The sequence below is a fragment of the Flaviaestuariibacter terrae genome (assembly GCF_054777635.1).
Genome location: NZ_BAAHAL010000006.1, coordinates 452,989 through 476,132, shown reverse-complemented (window position 1 = coordinate 476,132; position 23,144 = coordinate 452,989). Strand labels below are relative to the sequence as shown.

27 protein-coding genes and 1 tRNA gene are annotated in these 23,144 nt (G+C 57.1%); 15 read left to right on the top strand and 13 right to left on the bottom strand.

The features are described from left to right. Window positions 1–89 precede the first annotated feature (89 nt). The 8 genes from ahcY to ACYU7Z_RS02750 all read left to right on the top strand — a co-directional run bounded on the left by ahcY (window position 90) and on the right by ACYU7Z_RS02750 (window position 7,731). Window positions 90–1,418: an adenosylhomocysteinase gene (ahcY, locus tag ACYU7Z_RS02785; protein ID WP_460567162.1), complete on the top strand. Its 1,329-nt coding sequence runs from the start codon at window positions 90–92 to the stop codon at window positions 1,416–1,418. A gap of 107 nt (window positions 1,419–1,525) precedes the next feature. Next, window positions 1,526–2,674, top strand: coding sequence for an AAA family ATPase (locus ACYU7Z_RS02780; protein WP_460567161.1), 1,149 nt, complete (start codon window positions 1,526–1,528; stop codon window positions 2,672–2,674). Between the two features lies 1 nt (window position 2,675). Further along, window positions 2,676–3,293, top strand: a complete 618-nt coding sequence (locus ACYU7Z_RS02775) for a hypothetical protein (protein WP_460567160.1) — start codon at window positions 2,676–2,678, stop codon at window positions 3,291–3,293. A 93-nt stretch (window positions 3,294–3,386) separates the two neighbouring features. Then, entirely contained in the window at window positions 3,387–4,139 is a 753-nt protein-coding gene (locus ACYU7Z_RS02770; RefSeq protein ID WP_460567159.1) for a nucleotidyltransferase, read from the top strand. A gap of 2 nt (window positions 4,140–4,141) precedes the next feature. Beyond that, window positions 4,142–4,873, top strand: coding sequence for a metallophosphoesterase family protein (locus ACYU7Z_RS02765; protein ID WP_460567158.1), 732 nt, complete (start codon window positions 4,142–4,144; stop codon window positions 4,871–4,873). A gap of 63 nt (window positions 4,874–4,936) precedes the next feature. Continuing rightward, window positions 4,937–5,197 carry a hypothetical protein gene (locus ACYU7Z_RS02760; protein WP_460567157.1) on the top strand — a complete coding sequence of 87 codons (261 nt, stop codon included), beginning with the start codon at window positions 4,937–4,939 and terminating at the stop codon, window positions 5,195–5,197. Window positions 5,198–5,340: 143 nt separating this feature from the next. After that, the gene (locus tag ACYU7Z_RS02755; protein WP_460567156.1) at window positions 5,341–6,771 is read left to right on the top strand and encodes an MBL fold metallo-hydrolase RNA specificity domain-containing protein; all 1,431 of its coding nucleotides are present in this window, start codon (window positions 5,341–5,343) and stop codon (window positions 6,769–6,771) included. Window positions 6,772–6,780: 9 nt separating this feature from the next. Further along, on the top strand, window positions 6,781–7,731 hold the full coding sequence (locus tag ACYU7Z_RS02750; RefSeq protein WP_460567155.1) for an NAD(P)/FAD-dependent oxidoreductase: 951 nt from the start codon (window positions 6,781–6,783) through the stop codon (window positions 7,729–7,731). A 40-nt stretch (window positions 7,732–7,771) separates the two neighbouring features. Here the strand turns inward: ACYU7Z_RS02750 and ACYU7Z_RS02745 are convergent, their stop codons facing one another. Next, window positions 7,772–8,347 (bottom strand): hypothetical protein, encoded by a 576-nt coding sequence (locus ACYU7Z_RS02745; RefSeq protein WP_460567154.1) that lies wholly within the window; start codon window positions 8,345–8,347, stop codon window positions 7,772–7,774. A 448-nt stretch (window positions 8,348–8,795) separates the two neighbouring features. After that, complete coding sequence (locus tag ACYU7Z_RS02740; protein ID WP_460569138.1) at window positions 8,796–9,257, bottom strand: DUF4268 domain-containing protein; 462 nt, start codon at window positions 9,255–9,257, stop codon at window positions 8,796–8,798. Window positions 9,258–9,443: 186 nt separating this feature from the next. Between ACYU7Z_RS02740 and ACYU7Z_RS02735 the strand changes: the two genes are divergently transcribed. From ACYU7Z_RS02735 to ACYU7Z_RS02715, 5 genes are all read left to right on the top strand, one after another. Then, window positions 9,444–9,671, top strand: coding sequence for a hypothetical protein (locus ACYU7Z_RS02735; protein WP_460567153.1), 228 nt, complete (start codon window positions 9,444–9,446; stop codon window positions 9,669–9,671). Window positions 9,672–9,760: 89 nt separating this feature from the next. Beyond that, window positions 9,761–10,276 (top strand): GNAT family N-acetyltransferase, encoded by a 516-nt coding sequence (locus ACYU7Z_RS02730; RefSeq protein ID WP_460567152.1) that lies wholly within the window; start codon window positions 9,761–9,763, stop codon window positions 10,274–10,276. 102 nt (window positions 10,277–10,378) lie between these two features. Further along, window positions 10,379–10,993 carry a bifunctional phosphoribosyl-AMP cyclohydrolase/phosphoribosyl-ATP diphosphatase gene (hisIE, locus tag ACYU7Z_RS02725; protein WP_460567151.1) on the top strand — a complete coding sequence of 205 codons (615 nt, stop codon included), beginning with the start codon at window positions 10,379–10,381 and terminating at the stop codon, window positions 10,991–10,993. 2 nt (window positions 10,994–10,995) lie between these two features. Then, window positions 10,996–12,153 (top strand): redoxin domain-containing protein, encoded by a 1,158-nt coding sequence (locus ACYU7Z_RS02720; protein ID WP_460567150.1) that lies wholly within the window; start codon window positions 10,996–10,998, stop codon window positions 12,151–12,153. Between the two features lie 30 nt (window positions 12,154–12,183). Continuing rightward, on the top strand, window positions 12,184–13,023 hold the full coding sequence (locus ACYU7Z_RS02715; RefSeq protein WP_460567149.1) for an SdiA-regulated domain-containing protein: 840 nt from the start codon (window positions 12,184–12,186) through the stop codon (window positions 13,021–13,023). Window positions 13,024–13,025: 2 nt separating this feature from the next. Here ACYU7Z_RS02715 and ACYU7Z_RS02710 read toward each other — a convergent pair whose 3' ends face one another. Further along, entirely contained in the window at window positions 13,026–13,367 is a 342-nt protein-coding gene (locus ACYU7Z_RS02710; RefSeq protein ID WP_460567148.1) for a hypothetical protein, read from the bottom strand. A 98-nt stretch (window positions 13,368–13,465) separates the two neighbouring features. Between ACYU7Z_RS02710 and ACYU7Z_RS02705 the strand changes: the two genes are divergently transcribed. After that, on the top strand, window positions 13,466–14,503 hold the full coding sequence (locus ACYU7Z_RS02705) for an MBL fold metallo-hydrolase (protein WP_460567147.1): 1,038 nt from the start codon (window positions 13,466–13,468) through the stop codon (window positions 14,501–14,503). A gap of 64 nt (window positions 14,504–14,567) precedes the next feature. On the opposite strand, the gene ACYU7Z_RS02700 is transcribed toward ACYU7Z_RS02705, so the two are convergent. The 5 genes from ACYU7Z_RS02700 to hisH form a co-directional block, all read right to left on the bottom strand. After that, a complete protein-coding gene (locus ACYU7Z_RS02700; protein ID WP_460567146.1) occupies window positions 14,568–15,284 on the bottom strand; it encodes a pyridoxine 5'-phosphate synthase in 717 nt (238 codons plus the stop codon). 37 nt (window positions 15,285–15,321) lie between these two features. Continuing rightward, a complete protein-coding gene (locus ACYU7Z_RS02695; RefSeq protein WP_460567145.1) occupies window positions 15,322–16,110 on the bottom strand; it encodes a DUF2452 domain-containing protein in 789 nt (262 codons plus the stop codon). Between the two features lie 64 nt (window positions 16,111–16,174). Beyond that, window positions 16,175–16,933 (bottom strand): imidazole glycerol phosphate synthase subunit HisF, encoded by a 759-nt coding sequence (hisF, locus tag ACYU7Z_RS02690; RefSeq protein ID WP_460567144.1) that lies wholly within the window; start codon window positions 16,931–16,933, stop codon window positions 16,175–16,177. 35 nt (window positions 16,934–16,968) lie between these two features. Then, window positions 16,969–17,685: a 1-(5-phosphoribosyl)-5-[(5-phosphoribosylamino)methylideneamino]imidazole-4-carboxamide isomerase gene (gene hisA, locus ACYU7Z_RS02685; RefSeq protein ID WP_460567143.1), complete on the bottom strand. Its 717-nt coding sequence runs from the start codon at window positions 17,683–17,685 to the stop codon at window positions 16,969–16,971. Next, entirely contained in the window at window positions 17,685–18,275 is a 591-nt protein-coding gene (gene hisH, locus ACYU7Z_RS02680; RefSeq protein ID WP_460567142.1) for an imidazole glycerol phosphate synthase subunit HisH, read from the bottom strand. Before hisH ends, hisA begins: the two co-directional genes overlap by 1 nt. A 236-nt stretch (window positions 18,276–18,511) precedes the next feature. Between hisH and ACYU7Z_RS02675 the strand changes: the two genes are divergently transcribed. Continuing rightward, window positions 18,512–18,584 (top strand) — tRNA-Gly (locus ACYU7Z_RS02675). Window positions 18,585–18,608: 24 nt separating this feature from the next. Here the strand turns inward: ACYU7Z_RS02675 and trpA are convergent. Genes trpA through trpD form a run of 5 tightly spaced genes read right to left on the bottom strand, consistent with a single transcriptional unit; the run spans window position 18,609 to window position 23,098 of the window. Continuing rightward, on the bottom strand, window positions 18,609–19,379 hold the full coding sequence (trpA, locus tag ACYU7Z_RS02670) for a tryptophan synthase subunit alpha (protein WP_460567141.1): 771 nt from the start codon (window positions 19,377–19,379) through the stop codon (window positions 18,609–18,611). Window positions 19,380–19,409: 30 nt separating this feature from the next. Continuing rightward, window positions 19,410–20,642 carry a tryptophan synthase subunit beta gene (gene trpB / locus ACYU7Z_RS02665; RefSeq protein WP_460567140.1) on the bottom strand — a complete coding sequence of 411 codons (1,233 nt, stop codon included), beginning with the start codon at window positions 20,640–20,642 and terminating at the stop codon, window positions 19,410–19,412. A 16-nt stretch (window positions 20,643–20,658) separates the two neighbouring features. After that, the gene (locus ACYU7Z_RS02660; RefSeq protein ID WP_460567139.1) at window positions 20,659–21,315 is read right to left on the bottom strand and encodes a phosphoribosylanthranilate isomerase; all 657 of its coding nucleotides are present in this window, start codon (window positions 21,313–21,315) and stop codon (window positions 20,659–20,661) included. Further along, window positions 21,312–22,109, bottom strand: a complete 798-nt coding sequence (gene trpC / locus ACYU7Z_RS02655) for an indole-3-glycerol phosphate synthase TrpC (protein ID WP_460567138.1) — start codon at window positions 22,107–22,109, stop codon at window positions 21,312–21,314. The genes ACYU7Z_RS02660 and trpC overlap by 4 nt, the downstream gene beginning before the upstream one ends. After that, window positions 22,106–23,098, bottom strand: a complete 993-nt coding sequence (gene trpD / locus ACYU7Z_RS02650) for an anthranilate phosphoribosyltransferase (protein ID WP_460567137.1) — start codon at window positions 23,096–23,098, stop codon at window positions 22,106–22,108. Before trpD ends, trpC begins: the two co-directional genes overlap by 4 nt. Between the last annotated feature and the right edge of the window lie 46 nt (window positions 23,099–23,144).

Here is a 23,144-nt window from a genome sequence, read left to right as displayed (position 1 = left end):
AAATCCGGGACGAGCAGGCCTTCAAAGCAGGTTCGCCGCGTCCAACTGCAGCCGGAATCCAGTACCTTTGCGCCTCAAATCACGTAAAAATGTCAACAGTTACCCGTTCCAACATCAACTTCAGCCTGCCGTACAAGGTGAAGGATATGAGCCTGGCCGATTGGGGCCGCAAGGAGATCCGCCTCGCCGAGGCCGAGATGCCCGGCCTGATGGCCATCCGCGCCGAATACGGTCCCTCCCAGCCCCTCAAGGGCGCGCGCATCGCCGGCTGCCTGCACATGACCATCCAGACTGCCGTGCTGATCGAAACCCTGGTGGCCCTTGGTGCTGAAGTGAAGTGGAGCTCCTGTAATATCTTCTCCACGCAGGACCATGCCGCCGCAGCCATCGCCGCCGCCGGCATCGGTGTCTTTGCCTGGAAAGGCCAGACGCTTGAGGAAGCCGATTGGTGCATCGAGCAGACCCTTTTCTTCGGCGCTGCCGACCGCCCCCTCAACATGATCCTCGACGACGGTGGCGACCTCACCAACATCGTTCTCGACAAATACCCCGAGCTCGTGCAGCACGTGAAGGGCATCTCGGAAGAGACCACCACGGGCGTACACCGCCTCTACGAGCGCATGGCAAAAGGCACCCTGCCTGTTCCCGCCATCAACGTAAACGACTCCGTTACCAAGTCGAAGTTCGACAACAAGTACGGCTGTAAGGAATCGCTGGTGGATGCCATCCGCCGCGCTACCGACGTGATGATGGCCGGCAAGGTGGCCGTTGTTGGCGGCTATGGCGACGTGGGCAAGGGCTCCGCCGCTTCGCTGCAAGGCGCAGGCTGCCGCGTGATCGTTACCGAGATCGACCCCATCTGCGCCCTGCAGGCCGCCATGGACGGCTTCGAGGTGAAGAAGATGGAGAATGCCGTTGCCGAAGCCGACATCATCGTAACCGCATCGGGCTGCCGCGACCTCATCACCGAAAAGCACTTCCGCAAGATGAAGGACAAGGCGATCGTTTGCAACATCGGCCACTTCGACATCGAGATCGACATGGCCTGGCTCAACCAGGCGTATGGCGAAACGAAAGACACCGTGAAGCCGCAGGTTGACATCTATAACGTGGATGGCAAAGACATCATCATCCTCGCCGAAGGCCGCCTGGTGAACCTGGGTTGCGCTACGGGCCACCCCTCGTTCGTAATGTCGAACTCCTTCTCGAACCAAACGCTCGCCCAGCTGGAACTCTGGACTAACGGCGACAAGTACGAGAACAAAGTATACGTACTTCCCAAGCACCTCGACGAGAAGGTTGCCCGCCTGCACCTTTCCAAGATCGGTGTGGAGCTCGACGAGCTGACCTCCGAGCAGGCCGAGTACCTCGGTATCACGAAGGAAGGTCCGTTCAAGCCGGAGATGTACCGCTACTAATTATAGAAGAAAAGAATCGATAGCCATCGCTTAAAAAGCCCGTCGTAATTACGACGGGCTTTTATTTATGTCGCCTATAGTATATTAGTCTTCCCAATCGAATTATAATGATTATCACACGACTTTCAATAAAAAACTGGAAAAATTTCAAGGAGGTTGAGATTCCACTCCAAGAAAGGGTTTTCATTGTCGGCCCAAACGCGTCAGGAAAATCAAATCTTCTCGACATTTTTCGATTCTTAAGGGATATTGCAAAACCTGGCGGTGGACTGCAAAAGGCTGTCACAGATCGGGGAGGTATTACGAAAATTCGCTGTCTAGCCGCAAGAAAAAATCCAGATGTCGAGCTCCAGCTTGATATCAGAGACAATACTAGTAATCCGGAAATATTTTGGAAATATGCCTTGGGAATAAAACAAGAAAGCAGGGGCTATAGACAACCATACCTTACATATGAACGAGTATGGAAAAATGGTGAATTAATTTTAGACAGGCCCAACAAAGACGACAAAACTGATAAAGAACGTCTTACACAGACACACCTTGAACAAATAAACTCAAATCTCGAATTTCGAGATTTGAATAGGTTTTTCGAGTCAATGTTGTATTTGCATTTGATTCCTCAACTTCTTAAATACCCAAATGCATTTACAGGACAGGAAATCTCAGGCGATCCATTTGGAAAAGGTTTTCTTGAGCGAATTTCCAAAGTCAATGAGAAAACAAGGAAAGCTTGGCTCAAAAGAATCGAAGCAGGTCTACAAATCGCAGTCCCTCAATTGAAGGAACTTAACTATTCAGAGGAATTAGGCAAACCGCATCTTGAAGCAATTTACGATCATTGGCGACCTAAGGCTGGAAAACAAAGGGAAGACCAATTTTCCGATGGCACCCTGAGATTGATTGGTCTATTATGGTCATTGCAAGAAGGAGATTCGCTGTTACTTCTTGAAGAACCCGAATTATCCTTGAATAGCGGGATCGTTTCTAAGCTACCGAGTGTGATCTACCGCTTCCAAAAACCCAAAAACCGACAAGTTATCATGACTACACATAGTGCAGACTTGCTAAAAGATAGATCAATATCGCCCACTGAAATTGTGTTATTGGAACCTAGCACAGAAGGAACTAAAGCGACAATTGTTTCAACTATTAAAGATGTAAAATCTTTGCTTGATGAAGGAATGGACATTGGAGAAGCCATTTTACCACGCACAAAGCCCAAAAATTTGAACCAACTTTCATTGAGCTTTTAGAATGACAAACATTTTTAATGCTGTTGTGGAAGATCAACTAACAGATGTCCTACTACAAAAAGTTTCGGCTGAAAAGGGTTTAGAAATTGCTCACGTATATGGTAATAGTGGCAATGCTTATATACGAAGAAACTTACATAGATTTTACCAAGCGTCTAAACAGTTTCCGTATCTAATAGTTACTGATCTTGATGCCCTAGAGTGCCCAATAAAGCTCCGTCAAAAATGGGAAGTACCGGATACGACCACTAAATTTTGTCTAAGGGTTGCTGTACGTGAGGTAGAAGCTTGGATAATGAGTGACCGGAAGAGCTTTGCAGAATTTCTTGGCATTTCACAGGCTGCCGTCCCACTAAATATTGAAGAAAATAGTGATCCGAAGGCTTTACTGATAAACTTAGCAAAGCGAAGTAGAAAAAGAATTATTCGAGAGGGAATAGTACCACTTGATAAATATACATCCATAGGACCTTTGTATAACGACCTTCTTAGTGAGTTTGTAACTAGCCATTGGTCATCCGAAGCAGCTTGCGAAGCGTCGCCTAGCTGCCTTAAACTCATCAATACCCTTGAATATTTCAAAGAAAACCAAGGATTTTTGCCAAATATGCCAATCTAACGCTTAAATAAAAGTTTTTCTATGGTAATACACAGTCAGACAAGTCTCTCTGGCATAGGGTTTTTATAACCTATACCAAACAAGAGTAATCTGATGTCTATAGTTACCATGACGGAAGAGCAGCGGCAGGAGTCGAAGGCCTTTTACCGCGAAGCACTGGAATTATTGCACGAAACGGGAACACAATGGATGCTGGGGGGCGCCTTTGCCATGTTCCATTACACCGGCATTTACCGCGATACCAAAGACCTCGATGTGTTTTGCAAAGCGAGCGAAGTACCCAAGATCCTCAAGTTTTTCCAGGAGCGCGGCTACCGTGTTGAGAATTACGACGTGCGCTGGCTGGCAAAAGTGCACAAAGACCCTTATTTCATCGACCTCATTTTCGACACCGTCAACAATATCTGCCGCGTGGACGACACCTGGTACCAGCGCGCCCCGGATACGACCTTCTGCGACGTGCCCGTAAAGATGATCCCGGCGGAGGAGCTGATCTGGTGCAAGGTGTACGTGCAGAACCGCGAGCGCTACGACGGTGCCGACGTGAACCACATCCTGCTCAAGTGGGGCAAAAACCTCGACTGGCAGCACATCATGTTCCGCATGGAGCAGCACTGGCATATCCTGCTGGCGCAGATCATCTCCTTCCAGTTCTGCTACCCTAGCGAGTTTCACGACATCATCCCGAAGTGGCTTTTCGACGAGCTGCTGCGGCGCGCGGCGGAGCAGTATGATATCCCGCCCGCAATGGAGAAGGTTTGCCGCGGCCCCGTGATCGACCAGACGCAGTACGCGATCGACATCAAGGAATGGGATTACAAGGCTTTGACGATAAAAACAGTTTGACCATGGCAGACGATCAGAAGGTACGCGTGGCCGCCATCGGCGACATCCACGTGCGCGAAACGGATACCGGCAAATGGGGCGACTTTTTCAAGGAAGTGTCGCGCCAGGCAGACGTGCTCGTTATTGTGGGCGACCTCACCGACACCGGCGACGAGGGTGAGGCCGAAGTGCTCGCCAACGAGATGAAGCAGTGCTCCGTTCCCATTGTGGCCGTATTGGGCAACCATGACTACGAGAAGGGACGCCACAAGCTTATCCGGAGCATCCTCATGAAAGCCGACATGCACATTCTCGATGGCGAGGCGATCGTGATCAAAGGCGTCGGCTTTGCCGGCGTCAAAGGCTTCGGCGGTGGCTTCGACCGGCACCTTCTGTCGATGTTCGGCGAGGGCGCCATGAAGGCCTTTGTGCAGGAAGCCGTTGATGAAGCGCTGCACCTCGAGCGGGCGCTGTCGCGCCTGGAACAGGAGCACCAGGTGGAGAAGAAGATCGCGCTGATGCACTATGCCCCGATCAAGGAAACGGTCATCGGCGAGCCGGAGCAGATCTTTCCCTTTCTTGGCTGCTCACGACTAGCCGAGCCCCTGAGCCGGCATGCCGTGGTTGCCGCCTTTCACGGGCATGCCCATGTTGGCACACTGGAAGGACATACACAGGATGGCATCCGCGTGTTCAACGTAGCGAAGCCCATCCTGGCGAAGAATAATTTACCATTTTTCGTGCTCGAGGTATAGCAAACTGGAATGGTTTTCGAAGTGGGTTGCGTATATACTATTGTTCACTTAAATGGAATAATCATGAGAGAAGGAAATTCTGAGCAGCAAAGAAGCGGCTCGTTCGGCCAGGAGTCGACAAGCAGCAACCGCCAGCAGGAATCGATGGACCAGGATGTATCGAGCAAGCGGGATCAGAATTCGCAAAGCGGCAGTGCCTGGGAAAATTACCGGACACGTGAGCTCGGTTCGGGTGGCCAGCAGCGCCAGGAAGGAATCGAGGGCCGAAGCGAAGAAAGCAAGGGCAATAACCGGGGCAACCTGGCACAAGACGACATGGATTAAAATCTAAAGATTTCGGATCTAATGATCGCGGATTGGGCCGGAGCAATGCTCCGGCCTTTTTTGTCCAGTGGCAATCCAGATCCGAGATCCTACGATCCTGGATTACAAGATGGATCGGGTATGGATATTGGATAGGGATCAGCATGAAACTAACCTTCCACGGCGCGGCCGGCACGGTTACCGGCACAAAACACAAGTTAACGCTGAGCGACGGGCGGCAGTACCTGCTGGACTGTGGCCTCTTCCAGGGCCTTGGCCGCGAGACCGAAGACCTCAATGCAAAATTCGGCTTCGAGCCGGGCAACATCGAAGCGCTCCTGCTCTCCCATGCCCATATCGACCACTCGGGGCTTATTCCCCGCCTCGTAAAAGAGGGCTTCAAAGGACCGATCTTCTGTACACCCGCCACCCGGGACCTTGTAGAAATACTGCTCTACGACAGCGCCGAGATCCAGACCTATGAAACAGAATGGATCAACAAGCGGCGGGCGCGGCGCGGCCAGGAGCCCTACGAGCCGTTATACGGCCCCGACGATGTGAAGGCCGCACTCGAACTGGTGCTGACATTCGAGTACAACGAGTGGTTCACGGTCGGGCGCGGCATCAAGGCCTGCTTCACCGATGCGGGCCATCTTATCGGGAGCGCGGCCATCAACATCATTGTCGAAGAAGAAGGGGTAACGACACGCGTGCTCTTCAGCGGCGACGTAGGCCGTCACCGCTCGGTGCTGCTTCCTCCACCGGCGGAGCCGCATCCCGCCGATTATATCATTCTCGAAAGCACCTACGGTGACAAGCACCATGATATCCGCTTCAATACGATCGAGAACCTCCAGGACTGGATCAAAAAGGTTTGCGTCGAGCGCGGCGGGCAGCTGGTGATCCCCGCCTTCAGTGTGGGCCGCACGCAGGAAGTGCTGTATGCACTCAACCAGCTTAGCCTCGAAAAGCGGCTTCCCGAGATCCGCTATTTTGTCGACAGCCCGCTCAGCTCGAAGGCCACACAAACCATCAAGCAGCACGTACATCTTTTCAACGAGCGGCTGCAGCAGGTGCTGGAAGTGGACGACGATCCCTTCGACTTCCCGGGCCTCAGCTACATCGAATCGGTTGAAGACAGCCGCAAGCTGGTGGAATATACCGAGCCCTGCGTGATCATTTCGGCCAGCGGCACTGCCGATGCGGGACGTGTGCGGCACCATATCAACAATATTCTCGGCGACCCCAAAAACGCCGTGCTCCTGGTTGGCTACTGCAGCGCCAAATCGCTCGGTGGCCAGCTGATCGGGGGCGAGCGCGAGGTGGAGATCTTCTCCGACCCCGTTGAGGTGAAGGCCGAGATCGGGCAGCTTCCCGGCATGAGCGCCCACGGCGATAGCGACGACCTGTGCCGTTTTGTGAGCGGGCAGGATGCCGATAGCGTGCGGGGCGTTTTTCTCGTTCACGGCGAACCGTCGGCGCAGAAGTCGCTGGCGGCAAAGCTCGAGTCAAAAGGATTTAAGAACGTGGTCATCCCGGCCCAGCACCATAAGGCGGATCTTTCCGCCGAGGGCGACAAGGCCGAGGCGGCGTAAGCAACAAGTATGGATATTCTGGATTGCCTCATCATCGGCGGCGGGCCCGCCGGTCTCAACGCCGCGGTCGTACTGGGCCGCTGCCGTCGCAAAGTACTCGTATTCGATACTGGTCAGTACCGCAACCGCTGGTCGCACGGCATGCACAACTACCTGACGCGCGATCATATTCCACCGGCGGAGTTCCTCCGGCTCTGCGCCCCCGAACTGCAGAAATACGGGGTCGAAGTGCTGCGGAAAAAGATCGTCCGTGCCGCCCGCAACGAGTCCGGCTTGTTCGAAGCTTTCGACGACGACGGTGTCTGCTACCTCTCCCGGAAGCTGCTTGTGGCGACGGGTCTCAGCGATAACCTCCCGAAGCTCCCGGGCTTCGAGGAGATGTATGGCCGCTCGGTGCACCACTGCCCCTATTGCGACGGCTGGGAGTGGTGCGACCAGCGGCTCGCGGTGTACGCCCGCCGCAAGGACGGCTCCGAGCTGGCGCTCGCGCTTAAAAACACCTGGAGCAACGACGTCACCTACTTTACCGACGGCAACAGGGCCATCAAGGCGTCGACCCGCGAATACCTCGAGGCAAGCGGCATCCGAATTATTACGGATCCGCTGGAGGGCCTCGAAGGGAAGGACGGGCTGCTGCAGGGCGTGCGGCTGAAGAGCGGCGAGCTGGTACCGATGGACGCGCTCTTCTTCGTGAATGGCTTTACGCAGCAGTGCAACCTCGCCGAGACCTTCGGCTGCGCCGTGGGCAACAAAGGCGCCGTCATCACCAACCGCTCGCAGCAAACCAACATCACCGGGCTTTATGTGGCTGGCGATGCGTCACGGGATATGCATTTCGTCGTGGTAGCAGCAGGCGAAGGCGCAAAAGCGGCGGTCAATATCAACAAAGAATTGGTGAAAGAGGCGGCGGAACATAACCGGACGAAACTGAAGGCGGATAAGGGAGAGATGGCAGCGTAGGTTGTGAAAGAGAAGATTCACGGTGTATAAGCAGGAGAAATCATGGGATCAGGCAATGAGGCTTTGTACTTGACCGGTAATAAAGCTTCACGCCCTTTCTACCAGAACGTTTATCAATGAAAAGAGTAGAACGACAGGGCGGCGCCGTGCTCCTCAGTGTAGACATTTCCCAACGTACCCAGAGCTTTGTTTCAAAATCGATGTCACGACCCGTGAACACTACTGTCCGCGGCATCTTTTCCTGTTGCAGGTAGTCAACAACCCAATCATCGAATGGTAGCTCCCAAGGATCAAGACCGAATTGCTTCTTACCCAATGCTGAAATCGCCGACGGAGTGTGGGAGAAAAGATCGAGAAAATCCCGTTCCAATTCGACGGGAACGGCTACCAGCGCGGCGCCACTACGAAATAGCGTCCAGCGACTACTACTGCCTCTGACCCGTAGAAATGAAATTCTGCTTTTGCCCAGCGAAGACCATCGGACATCGTAACGGCCATCGCAACGCAGTAATTGAAAATTCGCTGCCAGTGAATAGGCTTCGTTTACGTGCGAGAACGAGTCAGATTCAACTTTACTGAGAAGTACATTCCCTTTTAACAGGTACTCGGCTTTCACGGCGGATGTTCCTCGTTCACCCTGCAGGCAAACGCTAACAGTCCCGGATGGCAGGTAGCAAACCTCCGCGCCCGTCAACAACCGATTCATGTCGGTTTTAGTCAAACCCACATACCGTTGAAATACCTGCGCTACCCTACCCTTCCGGTCGAATAAAATGCTATCGAATCGTAAGGACCGTACCGTACCGTTGACATTGTAGAGGCTGTCGCAACGCACTTGTGCCCGCAAAGTCCCATGCTTGCAAACATCCGTCTCCCGGTCAGACCTTGTTGATTGGGCTCCAGCTGCCAGGATAAAAACATCTGAAACAAACAGAAAGAATAAGTAGCGAACTATCCGGATTCTATTGGGCATATCCTATCGAAACGCAAATCCGGAATTCTTTATTTCTTATACAAGAAAATATGTGGCAGTTTTGTAACAGCACAACCCATTCAGCGTCCGCTCAGCGCAAGGCTTCAAAGTAATATTTCGCCTCGCTCCAGAAAGCATCCAAAGCAATGATGCGGGGCTTGAAGAATTGAATGAGCGCGGGCCAGTCGGGCCTGCGCAGCACCAGCAGGTCTTCCTGCTCTGTATAAATACGGCCCGACACGGCGCCCCACTCGTCGTAGTATTCCGGTTGCCAGGTCCATTCTTCCCCCGTATGTGCCTCGAGTTGCGGACGTAGTTGTACGAATTGCTCCCAGTATAGCTGCCGGAGACCTGCGTCCTTGTGGGCGAGCACGATCCCGATCTGCGCAGCCCGGTTGCCCGTTTCCATGCGGAAGCTGATGTCCTTCTCCCCCGTTTTGTAATTGACCCAGTTCACCCGCTCGCCGTCGGCCGAGAGGATGGGCTGCAGGTACTGGCCGAAGGTGGTCCAGAAGGCTTGCCGTAATTCCGATGCTTCTTTCCGGGAAAACACGATCAAAAATAAGGGGGTTCTGCTCTTGTGGGCGCCCCGAAGCCCGGCTATCTTGTCGAAGAAAAGAAGCTGCAAGCCGCAGCCTGAGCTCCGATAAAAAAAGAGGATGCCCAGCGAAGCCCGCAGCGAACGAATATCCGGTAGCGCTGTGTGGCCCGCCCTCCACACTTCGTAAATGTTTTGATCATGAACAACCATCCGAATCTGCCCAAATCCGATTGGCACGTTTTTCCGCTTACAGAAGCAGAACGACTTGATCTTAAAACCAATGTTATGAAAGACGTGATGAAACGAATGAGTGCGGTTAGTGAGTCTCACGAGGGCTTTCACCTCGGGACCACGATTATGATGATTGTCCTGTTCCTCGCCTTCTGGGGCGTCAGCTTCTATATCCTGCTGAACAGCTATGCATAGTCAATACCTGCTGCAAACTTATTAAAGCCCCGGAAGGGGCTTTTCTGTTGCGTGGGGGCCGCAACTTATTTTTGCGCGGAATAAATGCCATGACGCCGATCATTGTTCCCGCCGGCAAAGCCGACATCCCCGAATTGCTTCAACTGCTCAACCGCGCCTACCGGGGCGACGATGCCCGCAACGGCTGGACGCACGAAGCCGACCTCATCGAAGGCGAGCAGCGCACCGATGCCGACGAACTGCAGCACAAGCTGGAAGAGCCCGGCGCCGTGCTGCTGAAATACGTCGAAAATGGCTCGATCCAGGGCTGCGTGTACCTCGAAAAAAAGGGCAGCGAGCTGTACCTCGGAATGCTTTCGGTAAGTCCCGACCGGCAAGGATCGGGGATCGGCAAGAAGCTGCTGCAGGCGGCCGAGGGCCAGGCCGTTCGTGCGGGCTGCGGCGCGATCGTGATGACCGTCATTTCGGTGCGCAGCGAGCTGCTCGACTGGTACCACCGTCACGGCTACCGGGAAACCGGCGCCGAGGAACCCTTCCCCGACGACCCGCGCTTTGGCAAGCCCCGGCAGCCACTTTTTTTCAAATGGCTCCGGAAAGATCTTTGATCGCAGATCTCGGATGTCTGATCTCGGATGTCTGATCTCGGATCTGCAAAAAGAGGGTTGGCAATTTCAGCCATCCGCCATCACACATCCTACATTTGTACCATGAACACAGCTCTCGAAGACCTCGACTTCTCCAAGTACGCAGACGGGTTGATTCCGGCCGTGGTGCAGGATTTCAATACGGAAAAAGTATTGATGCTTGGCTTCATGAATGCGGAAGCCCTGAAGCGCACCGAAGAAACCGGCCTCGTCACGTTCTGGAGCCGCACCAGGAACCGGCTATGGACGAAGGGCGAGGAAAGCGGCAACTCGCTCCAGCTGCGCCAGATCCTTGTCGACTGCGACCGCGATAGCCTGCTGGTGAAAGCCGAGCCGAAGGGTCCTGTTTGTCATACCGGCGCCGACACCTGCTGGACCGAAAAAAACAGCCGCGCCGACTTCCTGTATTATCTCGAGCATATCATCGAACTGCGCCGCAAGGGCAGCGACGAATCGTCGTATGTGCGGAAATTATTCGGCAAGGGCATCAACAAGATCGCGCAGAAAGTGGGCGAGGAAGCCGTGGAGCTCGTGATCGAGTCGAAGGACGTTAACAGGGCGTTATTTTTAGGCGAGGCCGCCGACCTTCTTTTCCATTACCTGATCTTATTACAGGCAAAGGATTGTACCTTGGCCAACGTCGTTGACGTACTGCAGAAACGACACCAACCCGAATGACAATGAAACGTTTTCTTACCGTACTCCTGCTGCTGCCGGCTGCTGCCTGGTCGCAACAGGGTTTCCGCATCAAGGGCAACCTGGAAGGACTGAAAGACAGCACAGAGATTCATCTAACTGCCCAGAACAACGCCCCCATAGCAAACGCCATCAGCCGCAACGGCCAGTTCGAGCTACAGGGACAGGTGCCCGAGCCGCAGCTGCTGATGCTCCAGATCGGTAAGAGCGAACCCAAATACCTGTATGTCGAAAACACGGCCATCACCCTGACGGCACCCGCCATCAAGGAAAAAACGGTGGTAAAGCCGGCCGGCAAAGGAAGCAAGACCGCAGCGGCAAAAACCAAGGTGGTCACGAAGGGCGCCGACCTCGCGCAGCTGCGCGTGGAGGGCTCCACGTCGCAAGCCGATTTCGTCCAGTTCCAGAATGTGTTCATGCCGCTTTTCGGGCTGATCAATCAATACGCTACACAGGCCAACACCACTTCCGATCCCGCGGAGCGTGCGCGCCTTGTCAATTCCTTCGACTCGGTCAAGCATGTCGTGGATGCCCTCGTGGATCAATACATCGCGGCGAAGCCCCACTCCTACGTGTCGCCCTTTGTGCTTGGCAACACCGCCCAGCTGCTCGACAACCCGGTGGTATTGAACGAGCGCTTCCGCCGCCTCGACAGCAGTGTGCAGCAATCGGGAATCGGCAAAAGCCTGGCCGCCTACATCGCCCAGAATCTCATCGGCTCCATCGGCTCCGAAGCCACCGACTTCACGCAGGCCGACACTACCGGGAAGCCCGTAACGCTTTCGTCGCTCCGGGGCAAGTACGTGCTGCTCGACTTCTGGGCCTCCTGGTGCCGCCCCTGCCGCGCCGAAAATCCGAACGTGGTGCGTGCCTGGCACAAATTCGCCAGCAAGAACTTCACGGTGCTCGGCGTCTCCCTCGACGACGACCGCCAGAAGTGGATCAATGCCATCCATGCCGACGGTCTTACCTGGACGCATGTGAGCGACCTGCAGCAGTGGAACAACGCGGTGGCCCGGATGTACGGTGTACAGGGCATCCCGCAAAACTTCCTCATCGATCCCAATGGCCGCATTGTGGGCAAGAACCTGCGCGGTGAGGCACTTGAGGCCAGACTTTGCGAGCTGCTGGGCTGCCAGTAGGCTGGAACAGCGATTGCAGCAACTACGCGCATGAAGAATGCGCGTTTTTTATTGCCCCTGCTTTGCCTGGCATCGCTGTCCCTGCACGCCCAGAGCGGCTACCAGCTTGATCACCCGAAAGCAACCTGGAACCTGCCGGCCTCCCTAAATGAAATATCCGGGATCACCTGGGTCGACAATGAGCACCTGCTGGCGATCGAGGACCTGACCCCCACGCTTTACCTCATTAACCTGTCCCGGAAGCCCGTCGTGGAGCTCAAAAGCACGTTCCGGAAAACCGACCAGGCCAAGTTCGATGTGGAAGATATCGCCCTCGTTAACGGCACGGCCTATGTGCTGTGGAGCCATGGCGACCTGTTCGCCGTACGCAACTGGCGCCAGGCCCCGCAAACCGAGGAGCTGGATACGCGGCTCAGCAAAAAGAACAACACCGAAGGCCTTTGTTATGATCCGAAGACCGGGCACCTGCTGATCGCATGCAAGAACGCGTCGGGTGTCGACGATGCGAAAAAATCAACGCGCAGCATCTACGCCTACGACCCGGTGCGCAAAACACTCCTGCCCGACCCGGTGCTCGTGATCAACCACAAGGAGATCAAGGCCGCCACCGGCAATAAGGCTGGCTTCTACCCTTCGGCGATCGCCGTGCATCCGCAGAGCGGCAATTTTTACGTGCTCTCGACGCGCGAGACGAAGGGCCTTGCCGTTTTTGACCGGAGCGGAAAGCTGCTCAGCTTCCAGGCGATCAAAGCCGGGCTGATGCCGCAGCCCGAAGGCCTTTGTTTCGGATCCGACGGAACACTCTACATCAGCACCGAGGCACGCAAGGGCCAGCCGGCACGGGTGCTGGCATTCGCCCCGGCGCCCTGAGCCTAGCGCGGACGGGGACCCTGAAGTGAATCCTTCCGCGGTTTGGCTACCGCGCCGCCCTCGTTCACGCCCACGGCCTCATGACCGGTCGGCGTTGCACGCTGGCCATCTTTCCAGTGGTAGGTTTTGTCCTCCTGCAGCGGCACCGTGCGGGTGACGACTCTCTTCTGCCCTTTCTTGCCCCGGACGGTTACGCGTTTTTTCGCGCTGTGCAGCGGGCGGCTGCTCCCGGATGATGATACGGCGCCGGTCGTGCGCGAACCGGTGCCTGCGCCCGAGCTCTGGGCGTCTGCCGCGGCCGTAGTGCCTAAGAGCAGCGCGGCGATCCAAAACAGCTTTTTCATACTTATAGCCTGTTGATTCATTGGGGCAGGGCAAAGAAAAGGCCAGTCAGGGGCGGCAGCGGTGGTATGCTATTTGTGCCGTAGAGCAAAACATCTATATGAACAGAACGGCCATACAAAACCGCGTCGTGACCGCGACCGAAGAGCACGAGATCGGAAAGAACCAGTTCGTCGTGGCGCCGGGCGTCTGGCGGGTGAAGGATACGTTTGTCAACAGCTTCATCCTGCAAAACGGGGGTGGCACCAACAACTGGATCCTCGTGGACGCGGGTCTTAAGTCGTCGGCGGAAAAGATCCGCTCCCTCGCCGCCAACGTGTTCGGTGGCCGCAACAGCCGGCCCTCGGCCATTGTGCTCACGCATGGACATTTCGACCATGTGGGCTCGCTGCTCGAGCTGGCGCGCGAATGGGGTTGCCCGATCTATTGCCATAAGCTCGAAGCTCCGTACCTGACGGGCCGCTCGCAGTACCCGCCGGCCGATCCCAGCGTCGGTGGCGGTCTCATGGCCTACCTTTCGTTCACCTATCCCCGTGGCCCCATCAACGCCGAAGACCACCTGCAGCTCCTCGACGAGGACGGCAGCATCCCCGGGATGCCCGAGTGGCGCTGGCTCCATACACCGGGCCATGCTCCCGGTCATATCAGTCTCTATCGTGAGCACGACGGCGTACTCGTTGCGGGTGATGCCGTAACGACCACCAACCAGAATTCGGCGCTCTCCGTGATGACGCAGAAAAAAGAGCTGCAGGGACCGCCGCGCTACTTTACCATCGACTGGGGCGCCGCAGCCCGCTCCGTGCGGCTCCTGGCTCAATTGCAGCCGCAGGTGATCGCCACAGGCCATGGCGTGAGTATGTACGGCGCCGAAGCCCGCAAGGCACTCAATAAACTTACCCGCCAGTTCTGGGATATCGCGATGCCCGAAGACGGCCGCTATGTGCACGAGCCCGCGCTTACCAACGAAACCGGCGTCACGTATGTGCCCCCGGCCCGCGCGAATTACACGCTGCTGGCCACTGTGGGTGTTGCGGTGACGGCCATAACGCTTGCCGTCCTGTACATGCGGCAAAAGAACAAGACGAAGCGATGGCAGGAATATGTCAAAAATGAAATCAGCAAGTGGGAAGCCGCCTAGCCGGCAGTATTTCTACAGTCTTGCCAGTAAAACAAAGGCGTCGCAATGCGACGCCTTTGTCGTGTTACTGCACCTGCCGCTTATAGAGCTGCACGCTGTTCTCAAGCCCGAGGTATAACGCATCGCAGATAAGGGCATGGCCGATGCTCACCTCGTCGAGACGCGGGAGCGACTGCTTCAGGAACTGAAGATTCTTCAGGTCCAGATCATGGCCGGCATTGATACCGAGCCCGAGCTCCTGTGCCCGCTGCGCGGCGGCAACATAAGGCGCTACCGCGGCCTTTGGCGATTTGAGGTAGGCCTGCGCATATCCCTCGGTATACAGCTCGATGCGATCCGTGCCTGTCTCGGCGGCGCCTTCCACCATGGCTACCACCGGGTCTACGAAGATCGACACCCGGATACCGGCTGCCTTGAAAACCGCAATGATCTCGCGGAGGTAGTCGCGGTTCTTCACGGTGTCCCAGCCATGGTCGGACGTAAGCTGGCCGAGTTCGTCGGGCACGAGCGTTACCTGGTCGGGCTTCACCTCCAGCACCAGGTCCACGAACTTCTGCTCGCGGCTGTTGCCTTCGATGTTGAACTCGGTACTGATGATCGGCTTGATCGCACGGACGTCGGAATAGCGGATATGGCGCTCGTCGGGGCGCGGGTGCACGGTTACGCCGTCGGCGCCGAATTCCTGCACATCGATGGCCGCCTTAACGACATCGGGATTATTGCCGCCGCGGCTGTTACGCAGCGTAGCGATCTTGTTGATATTGACGGAAAGCTTTGTCATACCCTTTTCTTTATTTCGAAATTCGTTATTCGATATTCTACAGCTCTTTCCACGTATGATCCGCCAGCAGCTGCACCGCCGCCACGCAGCCTTTATAGGGCATCCCCGCGCCCCACTCCTTCGGCGAGATGAGCGAGATGATGTGGTTGCCATCGGCTTTTTCATACAGGTAGTACACCTGCCCGATCTCGGGCTTGAAAGAGATCTTCGCGTTGTAGATCATCATCGAAAGCTCCTTGCGCTTGTGGATCTCCTGGGCCTGCAGCGCGAGAAGCTCGATCTGCTTGCGGATCTGCTCCAGCTGCATATTGGTCTGCTCCTCCATCGCCGTCAGCGCCTTGTGGCGGATGACGCCCTCCTCGTTCGGCTTTACCAGCGCCCCCGATACCGATGCCGAATAGGGCAATACGCTCATTTGCTTGTGAAAGACCTCCACGTTGGTGTAGGGCGAGCCGTCGCTGTTGAATCCCTGCACGGTCAGTTTCAGGTAGCCATTGGGCTGGATGTCATGAACAATATGGAGCAGCACCTGGCCCCCGCGGTAAAAATGGAGCTCGAAGGTGATCGAGTCGGGAAAGGTCACCTGCACCTCATCGGCGAGGGCGCGGTCGGAAAACGGGTGCAGCTCACCATCGCCCACAACGCTGTAGGTGGAATGGAAGGCCTCGTTTTCGAGCGATACCCAGCTGTGCGTGATGAGCAGCTCGCGCTTGCCTTCCGGGCTTTCAATCTTGTAGATGCCACTCTTGGGCCGGCCACCGGTCTCATAGGTTCCCTTTTCGGGAAAGAGCTGCCAGCTGCCCAGGAAATTGTAGGCTTGAACCATAGCGCAAATGTAAACGGGGAATGGGCTAATGTGCGAATGTAGTAATGCGGTAGTGCTGCCAGGCTCAGATACGCACGGGTATGCCTTGTTCTTTCAGAAAAGCCTTCAGGGCCGGTATCTCGATCTCCTTGAAGTGAAACACACTTGCCGCAAGGGCTGCATCGGCATGGCCTTCCAGGAATACATCCGCAAAGTGCTGCAGGGTACCGCCACCACCCGAGGCGATCACGGGTATGGGCAGCTCGTCGGACAATTTCCGGGTGATATCGAGCGCAAAGCCGGCCTTGGTGCCGTCATGGTTCATGGAGGTGAGCAGGATCTCGCCCGCCCCCAGCTCGGCGCCCCGCCGCGCCCAATCGAGGCAGCGTGTTTCCGTTTTTGTACGGCCTCCATTGAGGTACACGTACCACTCGCCGTCGTCTTCCTGCCGCGTGTCGATGGCCAGCACTACCGCCTGCGAGCCCGCCATCTTCGCGATGCCCGAAATGAGTGCCGGGTCGTGGAATGCCGCCGTATTGATGGACACCTTATCGGCACCCGATTGCAGCAGCACGGCCACATCGTCGGTGCTCCGAACACCGCCGCCGACTGTGAACGGGATATTGACGGCCCTGGCCACACGGAGCACGAGCTCCGCCAGCGTCTTGCGCTTTTCAACGGTAGCCGTAATGTCGAGAAATACGAGCTCGTCGGCGCCCTGGCGCGCATATTCCGCCGCCAGCTCCACGGGGTCGCCGGCGTCGCGGAGATTTACGAAGTTGGTGCCCTTCACCGTGCGGCCGTCTTTGATATCGAGGCAGGGTATGATTCGTTTTGCGAGCATAGGTTTCGAATGTGCGAATATGTGATCGTTAAGATTCAGGAGAAGCGGGCTAACTCGTCGAGGCGGATACGGCCCTCGTAGATCGCTTTTCCGATGATGACGCCGCTGCAGCCCGCTTCCTGGAGCCGATGCAGGTCGTCGACCGAGGAGACGCCGCCGCTGGCGATAAAATGAAGCCCGGGGAATTTCTCCACGATGTTGCGGTACAGCTCAATCGCCGGACCCTGGAGGGCGCCGTCTTTCGACACATCGGTACAGAATGCCTGCCGGATGCCGCGGTCGATGTACTGCTGGAGGAAATCATAGATCCAGATATCGGTCTTCTCGAGCCAGCCACTGACGGTGATCTTCTCATCGCGCACGTCGGCGCCGAGCAGGAAAGCCTCGGGGCCGTAGCGCTCGAGCCAGAGCAGGAACTCTGCCTCGTCCTTTACGGCCACGCTGCCCACGGTGGCCAGCTTCGCGCCGCACTCGAATACGATCCGCACGTCGCCCTCCGTTTTGATACCGCCACCAAAGTCAATCACCAGGCCTGTTTTCGAGGCAAGTGTTTCGAGTACTTTCCAGTTGCGTACCGCGCCGGCTTTTGCTCCGTCAAGATCCACCAGGTGAAGCCTGCGGAGTCCGGCATCCTCGAACTGGCGGGCCACCTCCAGCGGGTGTTCGTTGTAGATCGTCTTCTGGCTATAGTCGCCATGCGTGAGCCGCACGCACTTGCCGTCGATAATGTCTATGGCGGGAATGAGTTCCATCAAAGCGTCAAAAAGTTTTGGAGAATGCGGTCGCCAATAGCGGCGCTTTTCTCGGTGTGAAACTGCACGCCGTAGAAGTTGTCCTTCTGCACGGCGGCTGCATAATCGAGTATATAGTGGCAGCGCGCGATCGTATAACTACTGTCCTCGGCATAATAGCTGTGCACGTTGTACACGTAGCTGTCTTCCGCAACGCCCGTAAACAGCGGCGTTCGAAGGTCGTGGATCGTGTTCCAGCCCACCTGGGGTACTTTCTCAGCCCCGGCCCCTTTCGGAAAGCGCCGCACGGATACCGGGATGATGCCGAGCGCCGCGGTGTCGTTCTCTTCGGAGTGCCTGCAGAGGAGCTGCATGCCCACGCAGATGCCGAGCACCGGCTGCTGCAGGCCTTGAAGTACCGTGTCGAGGCCGTTTTCGCGGAGCGAGGCCATCGCCGTGCTGGCTTCGCCCACACCCGGAAAGATGACCTTGTCGGCGCCGCGGATCGCTTCCGGGTCGTCGGTAACCGTCGCCGGCGCGCCAAGCCTTTCGAGCGCATTCAGTACCGACTGGATATTGCCTGCGTTGTATTTGATAATTGCGAGATTCATGTTATTTTGCCCAAAGTTAATTGCGAACGGTGCGGGACTCACCTGGTAGTCCGCCGGCTGGCGGATCCCAAGCTGTAGGTACTCAAAAAAAAACAATAAGCGGGACTCACCTGGTAGTCCGCCGGCTGGCGGATCCCAGGCTGTTGGTACTCAAAAAAACAATAAGCGGGAGTAGCTCACCTGGTAGTCCGCCGGCTGGCGGATCCCAAGCTGCAGGTACTCAAAAAAAACAATAAGCGGGAGTAGCTCACCTGGTAGAGCGACAGCTTCCCAAGCTGTAGGTAGCGGGTTCGAGTCCCGTCTCCCGCTCAGAGGAACCGAAAGGTTCCTTTTTTAGTGCAGCACGCCTTCCAGGAACGTTCTTGTTCCCTCATCGATCGACGGCGCGTCGGCGAGCGCACGGATATAGGCGCTCCCGATGATGGCTCCCGACGCATGGCGGCAGGCGGCATCAAAAGTCTCCCGGTCGTGAATGCCAAAGCCCACCAGCACCGGGTTGCTGAGACGCAGGTCTTCCAGCCGCTCGAGGTACCGCTCCACTGCCGAAAAGTCTTTCGCCGAGCCCGTTACCGACGACGAAGAAACGGCGTACAGGAAACCGCTGCTCGCCGCATCGAGCTGGCGCACGCGGGCTTCCGGCGTTTCGGGCGTAACGAGAAAAATAAAGTCGAGGCCATACTGCCGCACAATCGGCCCATACTCCCGCTCATAAGCGTGCAGCGGGATGTCGGGAATAATGAGTCCATCCACGCCGCAGGCCGCGGCCCTGGCGCAGAAGGCCTCGAAGCCGTATTGCAGCAATGGGTTGAGGTAGCCCATGAGCACGATGGGCAAGCTAATCTCCCTGCGTATCGGCTCCAGCTGCGCAAACAGTGTTTCGATGCTCATGCCGTTGTAGAGGGCGCGGGCACTGCTGGCCTGGATCACGGGTCCATCGGCAAGCGGGTCGCTGTAGGGCATGCCCAGCTCGATGATGTCGGCACCATGCGCCTGCAGGGCACGGAGTACGGGTACGGTACTATCCAGCTCGGGGTAGCCGGCCGTGCAATACACGTTCAGGACCCGGCTTTTCTTTCGTTCAAATAATTGGGAGAGGCGGCTCATGCTGTGCGGAGAAATTGAGTGGTTGATACGTTAATCGGTTGACACATTCAGCTCGTGGTTGTTTTCCATGGCTTCCATATACGTGGCGAGGTCCTTATCGCCGCGGCCGCTGAGACACACGACGACACAGTCTTTTTCGGTCAGACCGAGCTTTGGCAGCACGGCAAACGCGTGGCCGGTTTCGAGGGCAGGGATGATGCCTTCCAGGCGCGCCAGCTCGAAGGCGGCACGAAGGGCCTCATCATCGGTAGCGCTGAGGAATTGCCCGCGGCCGCTCTGGAACAGGTGGGCATGCAGCGGGCCAATACCTGGGTAGTCGAGACCCGCAGAAATACTGTGCGGTTCCACTACCTGGCCGTCGCTCGTTTGCATGACAAGGCTCCGGCTTCCGTGCAATATTCCCTCGCGGCCCAGTTGCGTGGTGGCAGCGCTCTTGCCGCTTTCGACACCATGCCCCGCGGCCTCCACGGCCACGAGCGCCACAGCCGGCTCGTTCACGAAGTGGTAGAAGGCGCCCGCCGCATTGGAGCCGCCACCGACACAGGCCACCACGTGCGTCGGGAGCTCGGAGCCGGTTGTTTCTTTCAGCTGCGCGCGCATCTCCTCGCTGATGATGCTCTGGAAGCGTGCCACGAGGTCGGGATAGGGATGCGGGCCAACGACGGAGCCGATGATGTAGTGCGTATCGTCGGGATGATTGATCCAGTCGCGGATGGCCTCGTTGGTGGCATCCTTCAGTGTTTTGGAGCCACTCGTGGCCGGCACGACGGTGGCGCCGAGCATCTTCATGCGGGCCACGTTGGGTGCCTGCCGGGCGATGTCCTTCTCCCCCATATACACGATGCACTGCAGGCCCATTAGCGCGCACACGGTGGCCGTAGCCACACCATGCTGGCCTGCGCCGGTTTCGGCGATGATCCGCTTCTTTCCAAGACGCTGGGCGAGCAGGATCTGGCCAACGGTATTGTTGATCTTGTGCGCGCCGGTGTGGCACAGGTCCTCGCGCTTCAGGTATACCCGCGTACCGAGCTTCGCGCTCAGTCGTGTTGCGAAGTACAGCGGGGTCGGGCGCCCTACGTAGTTGCGCAGCAGGCTTTCCAGCTCGCGGCGGAAGCCAGCGTCTTCCAGTATTTCTACGTAGCGGCTGCGCAGCTCCTCCACGTTGCGAAATAACATCTCGGGCACATAGGCGCCGCCAAAGCGGCCGTAATAGCCATGCTCATCCGGCGATGGCGACAGGGTAGTATTCAACTCGGTATTCATGGTGGCTTGATTCGTCTTATTGGTCGGCTCCCTGCACACGCCCGGGCTCATTGGCATGCAGGTCGCTCAGGAACTGTTTGATAAGGGCCATGTCTTTGACGCCCGGCGCCGTTTCAAAGCGGCTGTTGATGTCGATGCCGTAGTGAAAAGGATGGTAGAACCCGCGCACAAGGTCCGTGTCTCCCGGTGCAATCCCGCCGCTCAGGAAGAACAGCTTGTCGATAAGCGATTTTTCGAGCACGTTCCAATCGAAGCGCTCGCCGCTGCCGCCAAAGTTTTCGCTGTAGGTATCGAACAGGAAATAGTTGCAGCTGTCGTGGTAAGGCTTTACAAGCGCATCAAGGTCGGCTCCGGGAGTTACCCGGAAGGCCTTGATGATGTTGACGCGCTCGCGAACATTGTCGCAGAACTCCGGCGTCTCGTCGCCATGCAACTGCACCGCGGTCAGGTCGAGCTCCTCGGCGAGGCGGAGGATCGTGTCGCAGGACTCGTTGACGAAGACCCCGACCTTGGCGGCCTCCACGGCCCGGATGGCAGCCGATTCGCGGGCCAGCGATGGCAGCGCCGACCGCTTTGACCCGGAGTACAGCACCATACCCACGTAGTCGACACCAAGCTCGTAGGCTTCCTGCATCTGCGCGGCGCTGGTGAGTCCGCATACTTTTAATTTCATAAGGCTTGTTTTTTCAGGGCCCCGGCAAATGCGGCAAAGGCGCCGGCGGGGTCGGGGTCTTTCATAAAGTGCTCTCCGATGAGGAAGGCATGGAACCCTTTGGAGCGCAGAAAAATTACGTCCCCGGGGCTACTGATGCCGCTTTCCGCCACGCGGATCTTGCCCGAAGGGATTCCTTCGGCGAGGCGCACGGAGTGCTCCAGGTTGACGGAAAAATCTTTCAGGTTCCGGTTGTTGACGCCGACCATCGCTACCTCCGGGCAGATATGGCCGAGCTCCGACTCGGTATGCAATTCCAGTAATACTTCCAGGCCAAGCTCACGCGCCTCCGCGGCAAATTCCTGCACCTGTTGCGGGCTCAGCACGGCAGCGATCAGCAACACCGCATCGGCGCCCCAGGCCCGGGCTTCGAGCAGCTGGTACCGGTCGATGATAAAGTCCTTGCGCAGCAGCGGTGTTTCGGTCTGCCGGCGCGTGTCGGCAAGGTCCTGCAGCGAGCCGCCGAAGAAGGGCCCGTCGGTGAGCACCGAGATGCCCGCGGCGCCATACTCGTCGTAGGCCTTTACCACGACAGCGGGTGTCGCAAGCTCGTGCACGAAGGCGCCTTTCGAGGGCGATTTTCGCTTGAACTCGGCGATGATGCCGGTGCTTCCGGGCAACTCGATGGTATAGGCCATAGAGCGGCGCGGTGCTTCGTAAAGCGGCTGTTCGCGCAGCTCCGTGGGGGTGACGTCGAACTTGCGCTCGGCCACTTCCTCGCGCTTGCGGGCGATGATCTGGTCCAGTATCGTCATTGCAGGCTGATTAATGTTTCAAAGACCTTTCGGGCGCGGCCGCTTTCGAGGCTTTCCACCGCGGCACCGTAGGCGTCTTCGTAATGAGCAAAACCACCGGAGCCATGCAAAGAGAGGGCCGCATTGGCGAGCACCACCGCATTCTGCGCCCAGCTCCCCTCGCCGTTGAGGATCTTCCGGAAAATACGAGCCGCATCCTCTACGCTGGCACCACCGCTGATGTCGGCCGGCTGCACGGTGCGCTTGCCCAGATCTACCGCGGAGCAAACTCGCTCACCCGCTGGCGTGATCACCTTCGTATCGTTGGTGAGCGATACCTCGTCGTAGCCATCGAGGCCGTGAATGAGGGTGAAGCCTCCCTCCTGCTGCTGCAGCAGGTAGTTGTAGATCCGCAGCAGCTCCGGACTGTACACCCCGATGAGCTGGTAGGAAGGCATCGCCGGGTTGACCAGCGGACCGAGCATATTGAAGAACGTACGGAAGCCCAGGTGGCGGCGGATTCCGGCCACGGCCTTCAGCGCTGGATGAAACAGCGGTGCATGGAGGAAGGTAAACCCGGCCACTTCGATCTCGCGCTCGAGCTGATCCTGCTCGTTGCGGAAGCGGTACCCGAGCGTTTCCATCACGTTGGAGGCGCCGCTGATGGAGGAAGCGCCGTAGTTGCCGTGCTTGGCGACTTTCTTCCCGGCACCCGACACCACGAAGCAGGCGAGCGTGGAGATGTTGAAAGTATTCTTGCCATCGCCGCCGGTGCCCACGATATCGATCGGCGCATAGGCCGCGAGGCTTGCCGGCTTTGCCAGCCCGAGAAGGCCGTCGCGGAAGCCCTGCAGCTCGTCGATGGTAATGGTCCGCATCAGGAATACCGTGATGAAGGCGGCTAGCTCAGCCTCGTTGTAGCGCCCCTCGGCGATGCCCAGCATGATCTGGCGGGCCTCCGCGCGGGGCAGGGTCTTGTGCTCGAAAAGGTATTGGAGGATCTTTTTCATTCGTTATGGGTCGTTTGTGAGCGGTGAGCAAGTGAGCGGTGAGCAG

What these genes read in the sequence shown, in the direction of transcription:
- ahcY (WP_460567162.1), top strand. Translation starts at nt 90, where the DNA reads ATGTCAACAGTTACCCGTTCCAACATCAACTTCAGCCTGCCGTACAAG.
- ACYU7Z_RS02780 (WP_460567161.1), top strand. Translation starts at nt 1,526, where the DNA reads ATGATTATCACACGACTTTCAATAAAAAACTGGAAAAATTTCAAGGAG.
- ACYU7Z_RS02775 (WP_460567160.1), top strand. Translation starts at nt 2,676, where the DNA reads ATGACAAACATTTTTAATGCTGTTGTGGAAGATCAACTAACAGATGTC.
- ACYU7Z_RS02770 (WP_460567159.1), top strand. Translation starts at nt 3,387, where the DNA reads ATGTCTATAGTTACCATGACGGAAGAGCAGCGGCAGGAGTCGAAGGCC.
- ACYU7Z_RS02765 (WP_460567158.1), top strand. Translation starts at nt 4,142, where the DNA reads ATGGCAGACGATCAGAAGGTACGCGTGGCCGCCATCGGCGACATCCAC.
- ACYU7Z_RS02760 (WP_460567157.1), top strand. Translation starts at nt 4,937, where the DNA reads ATGAGAGAAGGAAATTCTGAGCAGCAAAGAAGCGGCTCGTTCGGCCAG.
- ACYU7Z_RS02755 (WP_460567156.1), top strand. Translation starts at nt 5,341, where the DNA reads ATGAAACTAACCTTCCACGGCGCGGCCGGCACGGTTACCGGCACAAAA.
- ACYU7Z_RS02750 (WP_460567155.1), top strand. Translation starts at nt 6,781, where the DNA reads ATGGATATTCTGGATTGCCTCATCATCGGCGGCGGGCCCGCCGGTCTC.
- ACYU7Z_RS02735 (WP_460567153.1), top strand. Translation starts at nt 9,444, where the DNA reads ATGAACAACCATCCGAATCTGCCCAAATCCGATTGGCACGTTTTTCCG.
- ACYU7Z_RS02730 (WP_460567152.1), top strand. Translation starts at nt 9,761, where the DNA reads ATGACGCCGATCATTGTTCCCGCCGGCAAAGCCGACATCCCCGAATTG.
- hisIE (WP_460567151.1), top strand. Translation starts at nt 10,379, where the DNA reads ATGAACACAGCTCTCGAAGACCTCGACTTCTCCAAGTACGCAGACGGG.
- ACYU7Z_RS02720 (WP_460567150.1), top strand. Translation starts at nt 10,996, where the DNA reads ATGAAACGTTTTCTTACCGTACTCCTGCTGCTGCCGGCTGCTGCCTGG.
- ACYU7Z_RS02715 (WP_460567149.1), top strand. Translation starts at nt 12,184, where the DNA reads ATGAAGAATGCGCGTTTTTTATTGCCCCTGCTTTGCCTGGCATCGCTG.
- ACYU7Z_RS02710 (WP_460567148.1), bottom strand. Translation starts at nt 13,367, where the DNA reads ATGAAAAAGCTGTTTTGGATCGCCGCGCTGCTCTTAGGCACTACGGCC.
- ACYU7Z_RS02705 (WP_460567147.1), top strand. Translation starts at nt 13,466, where the DNA reads ATGAACAGAACGGCCATACAAAACCGCGTCGTGACCGCGACCGAAGAG.
- ACYU7Z_RS02700 (WP_460567146.1), bottom strand. Translation starts at nt 15,284, where the DNA reads ATGACAAAGCTTTCCGTCAATATCAACAAGATCGCTACGCTGCGTAAC.
- ACYU7Z_RS02695 (WP_460567145.1), bottom strand. Translation starts at nt 16,110, where the DNA reads ATGGTTCAAGCCTACAATTTCCTGGGCAGCTGGCAGCTCTTTCCCGAA.
- hisF (WP_460567144.1), bottom strand. Translation starts at nt 16,933, where the DNA reads ATGCTCGCAAAACGAATCATACCCTGCCTCGATATCAAAGACGGCCGC.
- hisA (WP_460567143.1), bottom strand. Translation starts at nt 17,685, where the DNA reads ATGGAACTCATTCCCGCCATAGACATTATCGACGGCAAGTGCGTGCGG.
- hisH (WP_460567142.1), bottom strand. Translation starts at nt 18,275, where the DNA reads ATGAATCTCGCAATTATCAAATACAACGCAGGCAATATCCAGTCGGTA.
- trpA (WP_460567141.1), bottom strand. Translation starts at nt 19,379, where the DNA reads ATGAGCCGCCTCTCCCAATTATTTGAACGAAAGAAAAGCCGGGTCCTG.
- trpB (WP_460567140.1), bottom strand. Translation starts at nt 20,642, where the DNA reads ATGAATACCGAGTTGAATACTACCCTGTCGCCATCGCCGGATGAGCAT.
- ACYU7Z_RS02660 (WP_460567139.1), bottom strand. Translation starts at nt 21,315, where the DNA reads ATGAAATTAAAAGTATGCGGACTCACCAGCGCCGCGCAGATGCAGGAA.
- trpC (WP_460567138.1), bottom strand. Translation starts at nt 22,109, where the DNA reads ATGACGATACTGGACCAGATCATCGCCCGCAAGCGCGAGGAAGTGGCC.
- trpD (WP_460567137.1), bottom strand. Translation starts at nt 23,098, where the DNA reads ATGAAAAAGATCCTCCAATACCTTTTCGAGCACAAGACCCTGCCCCGC.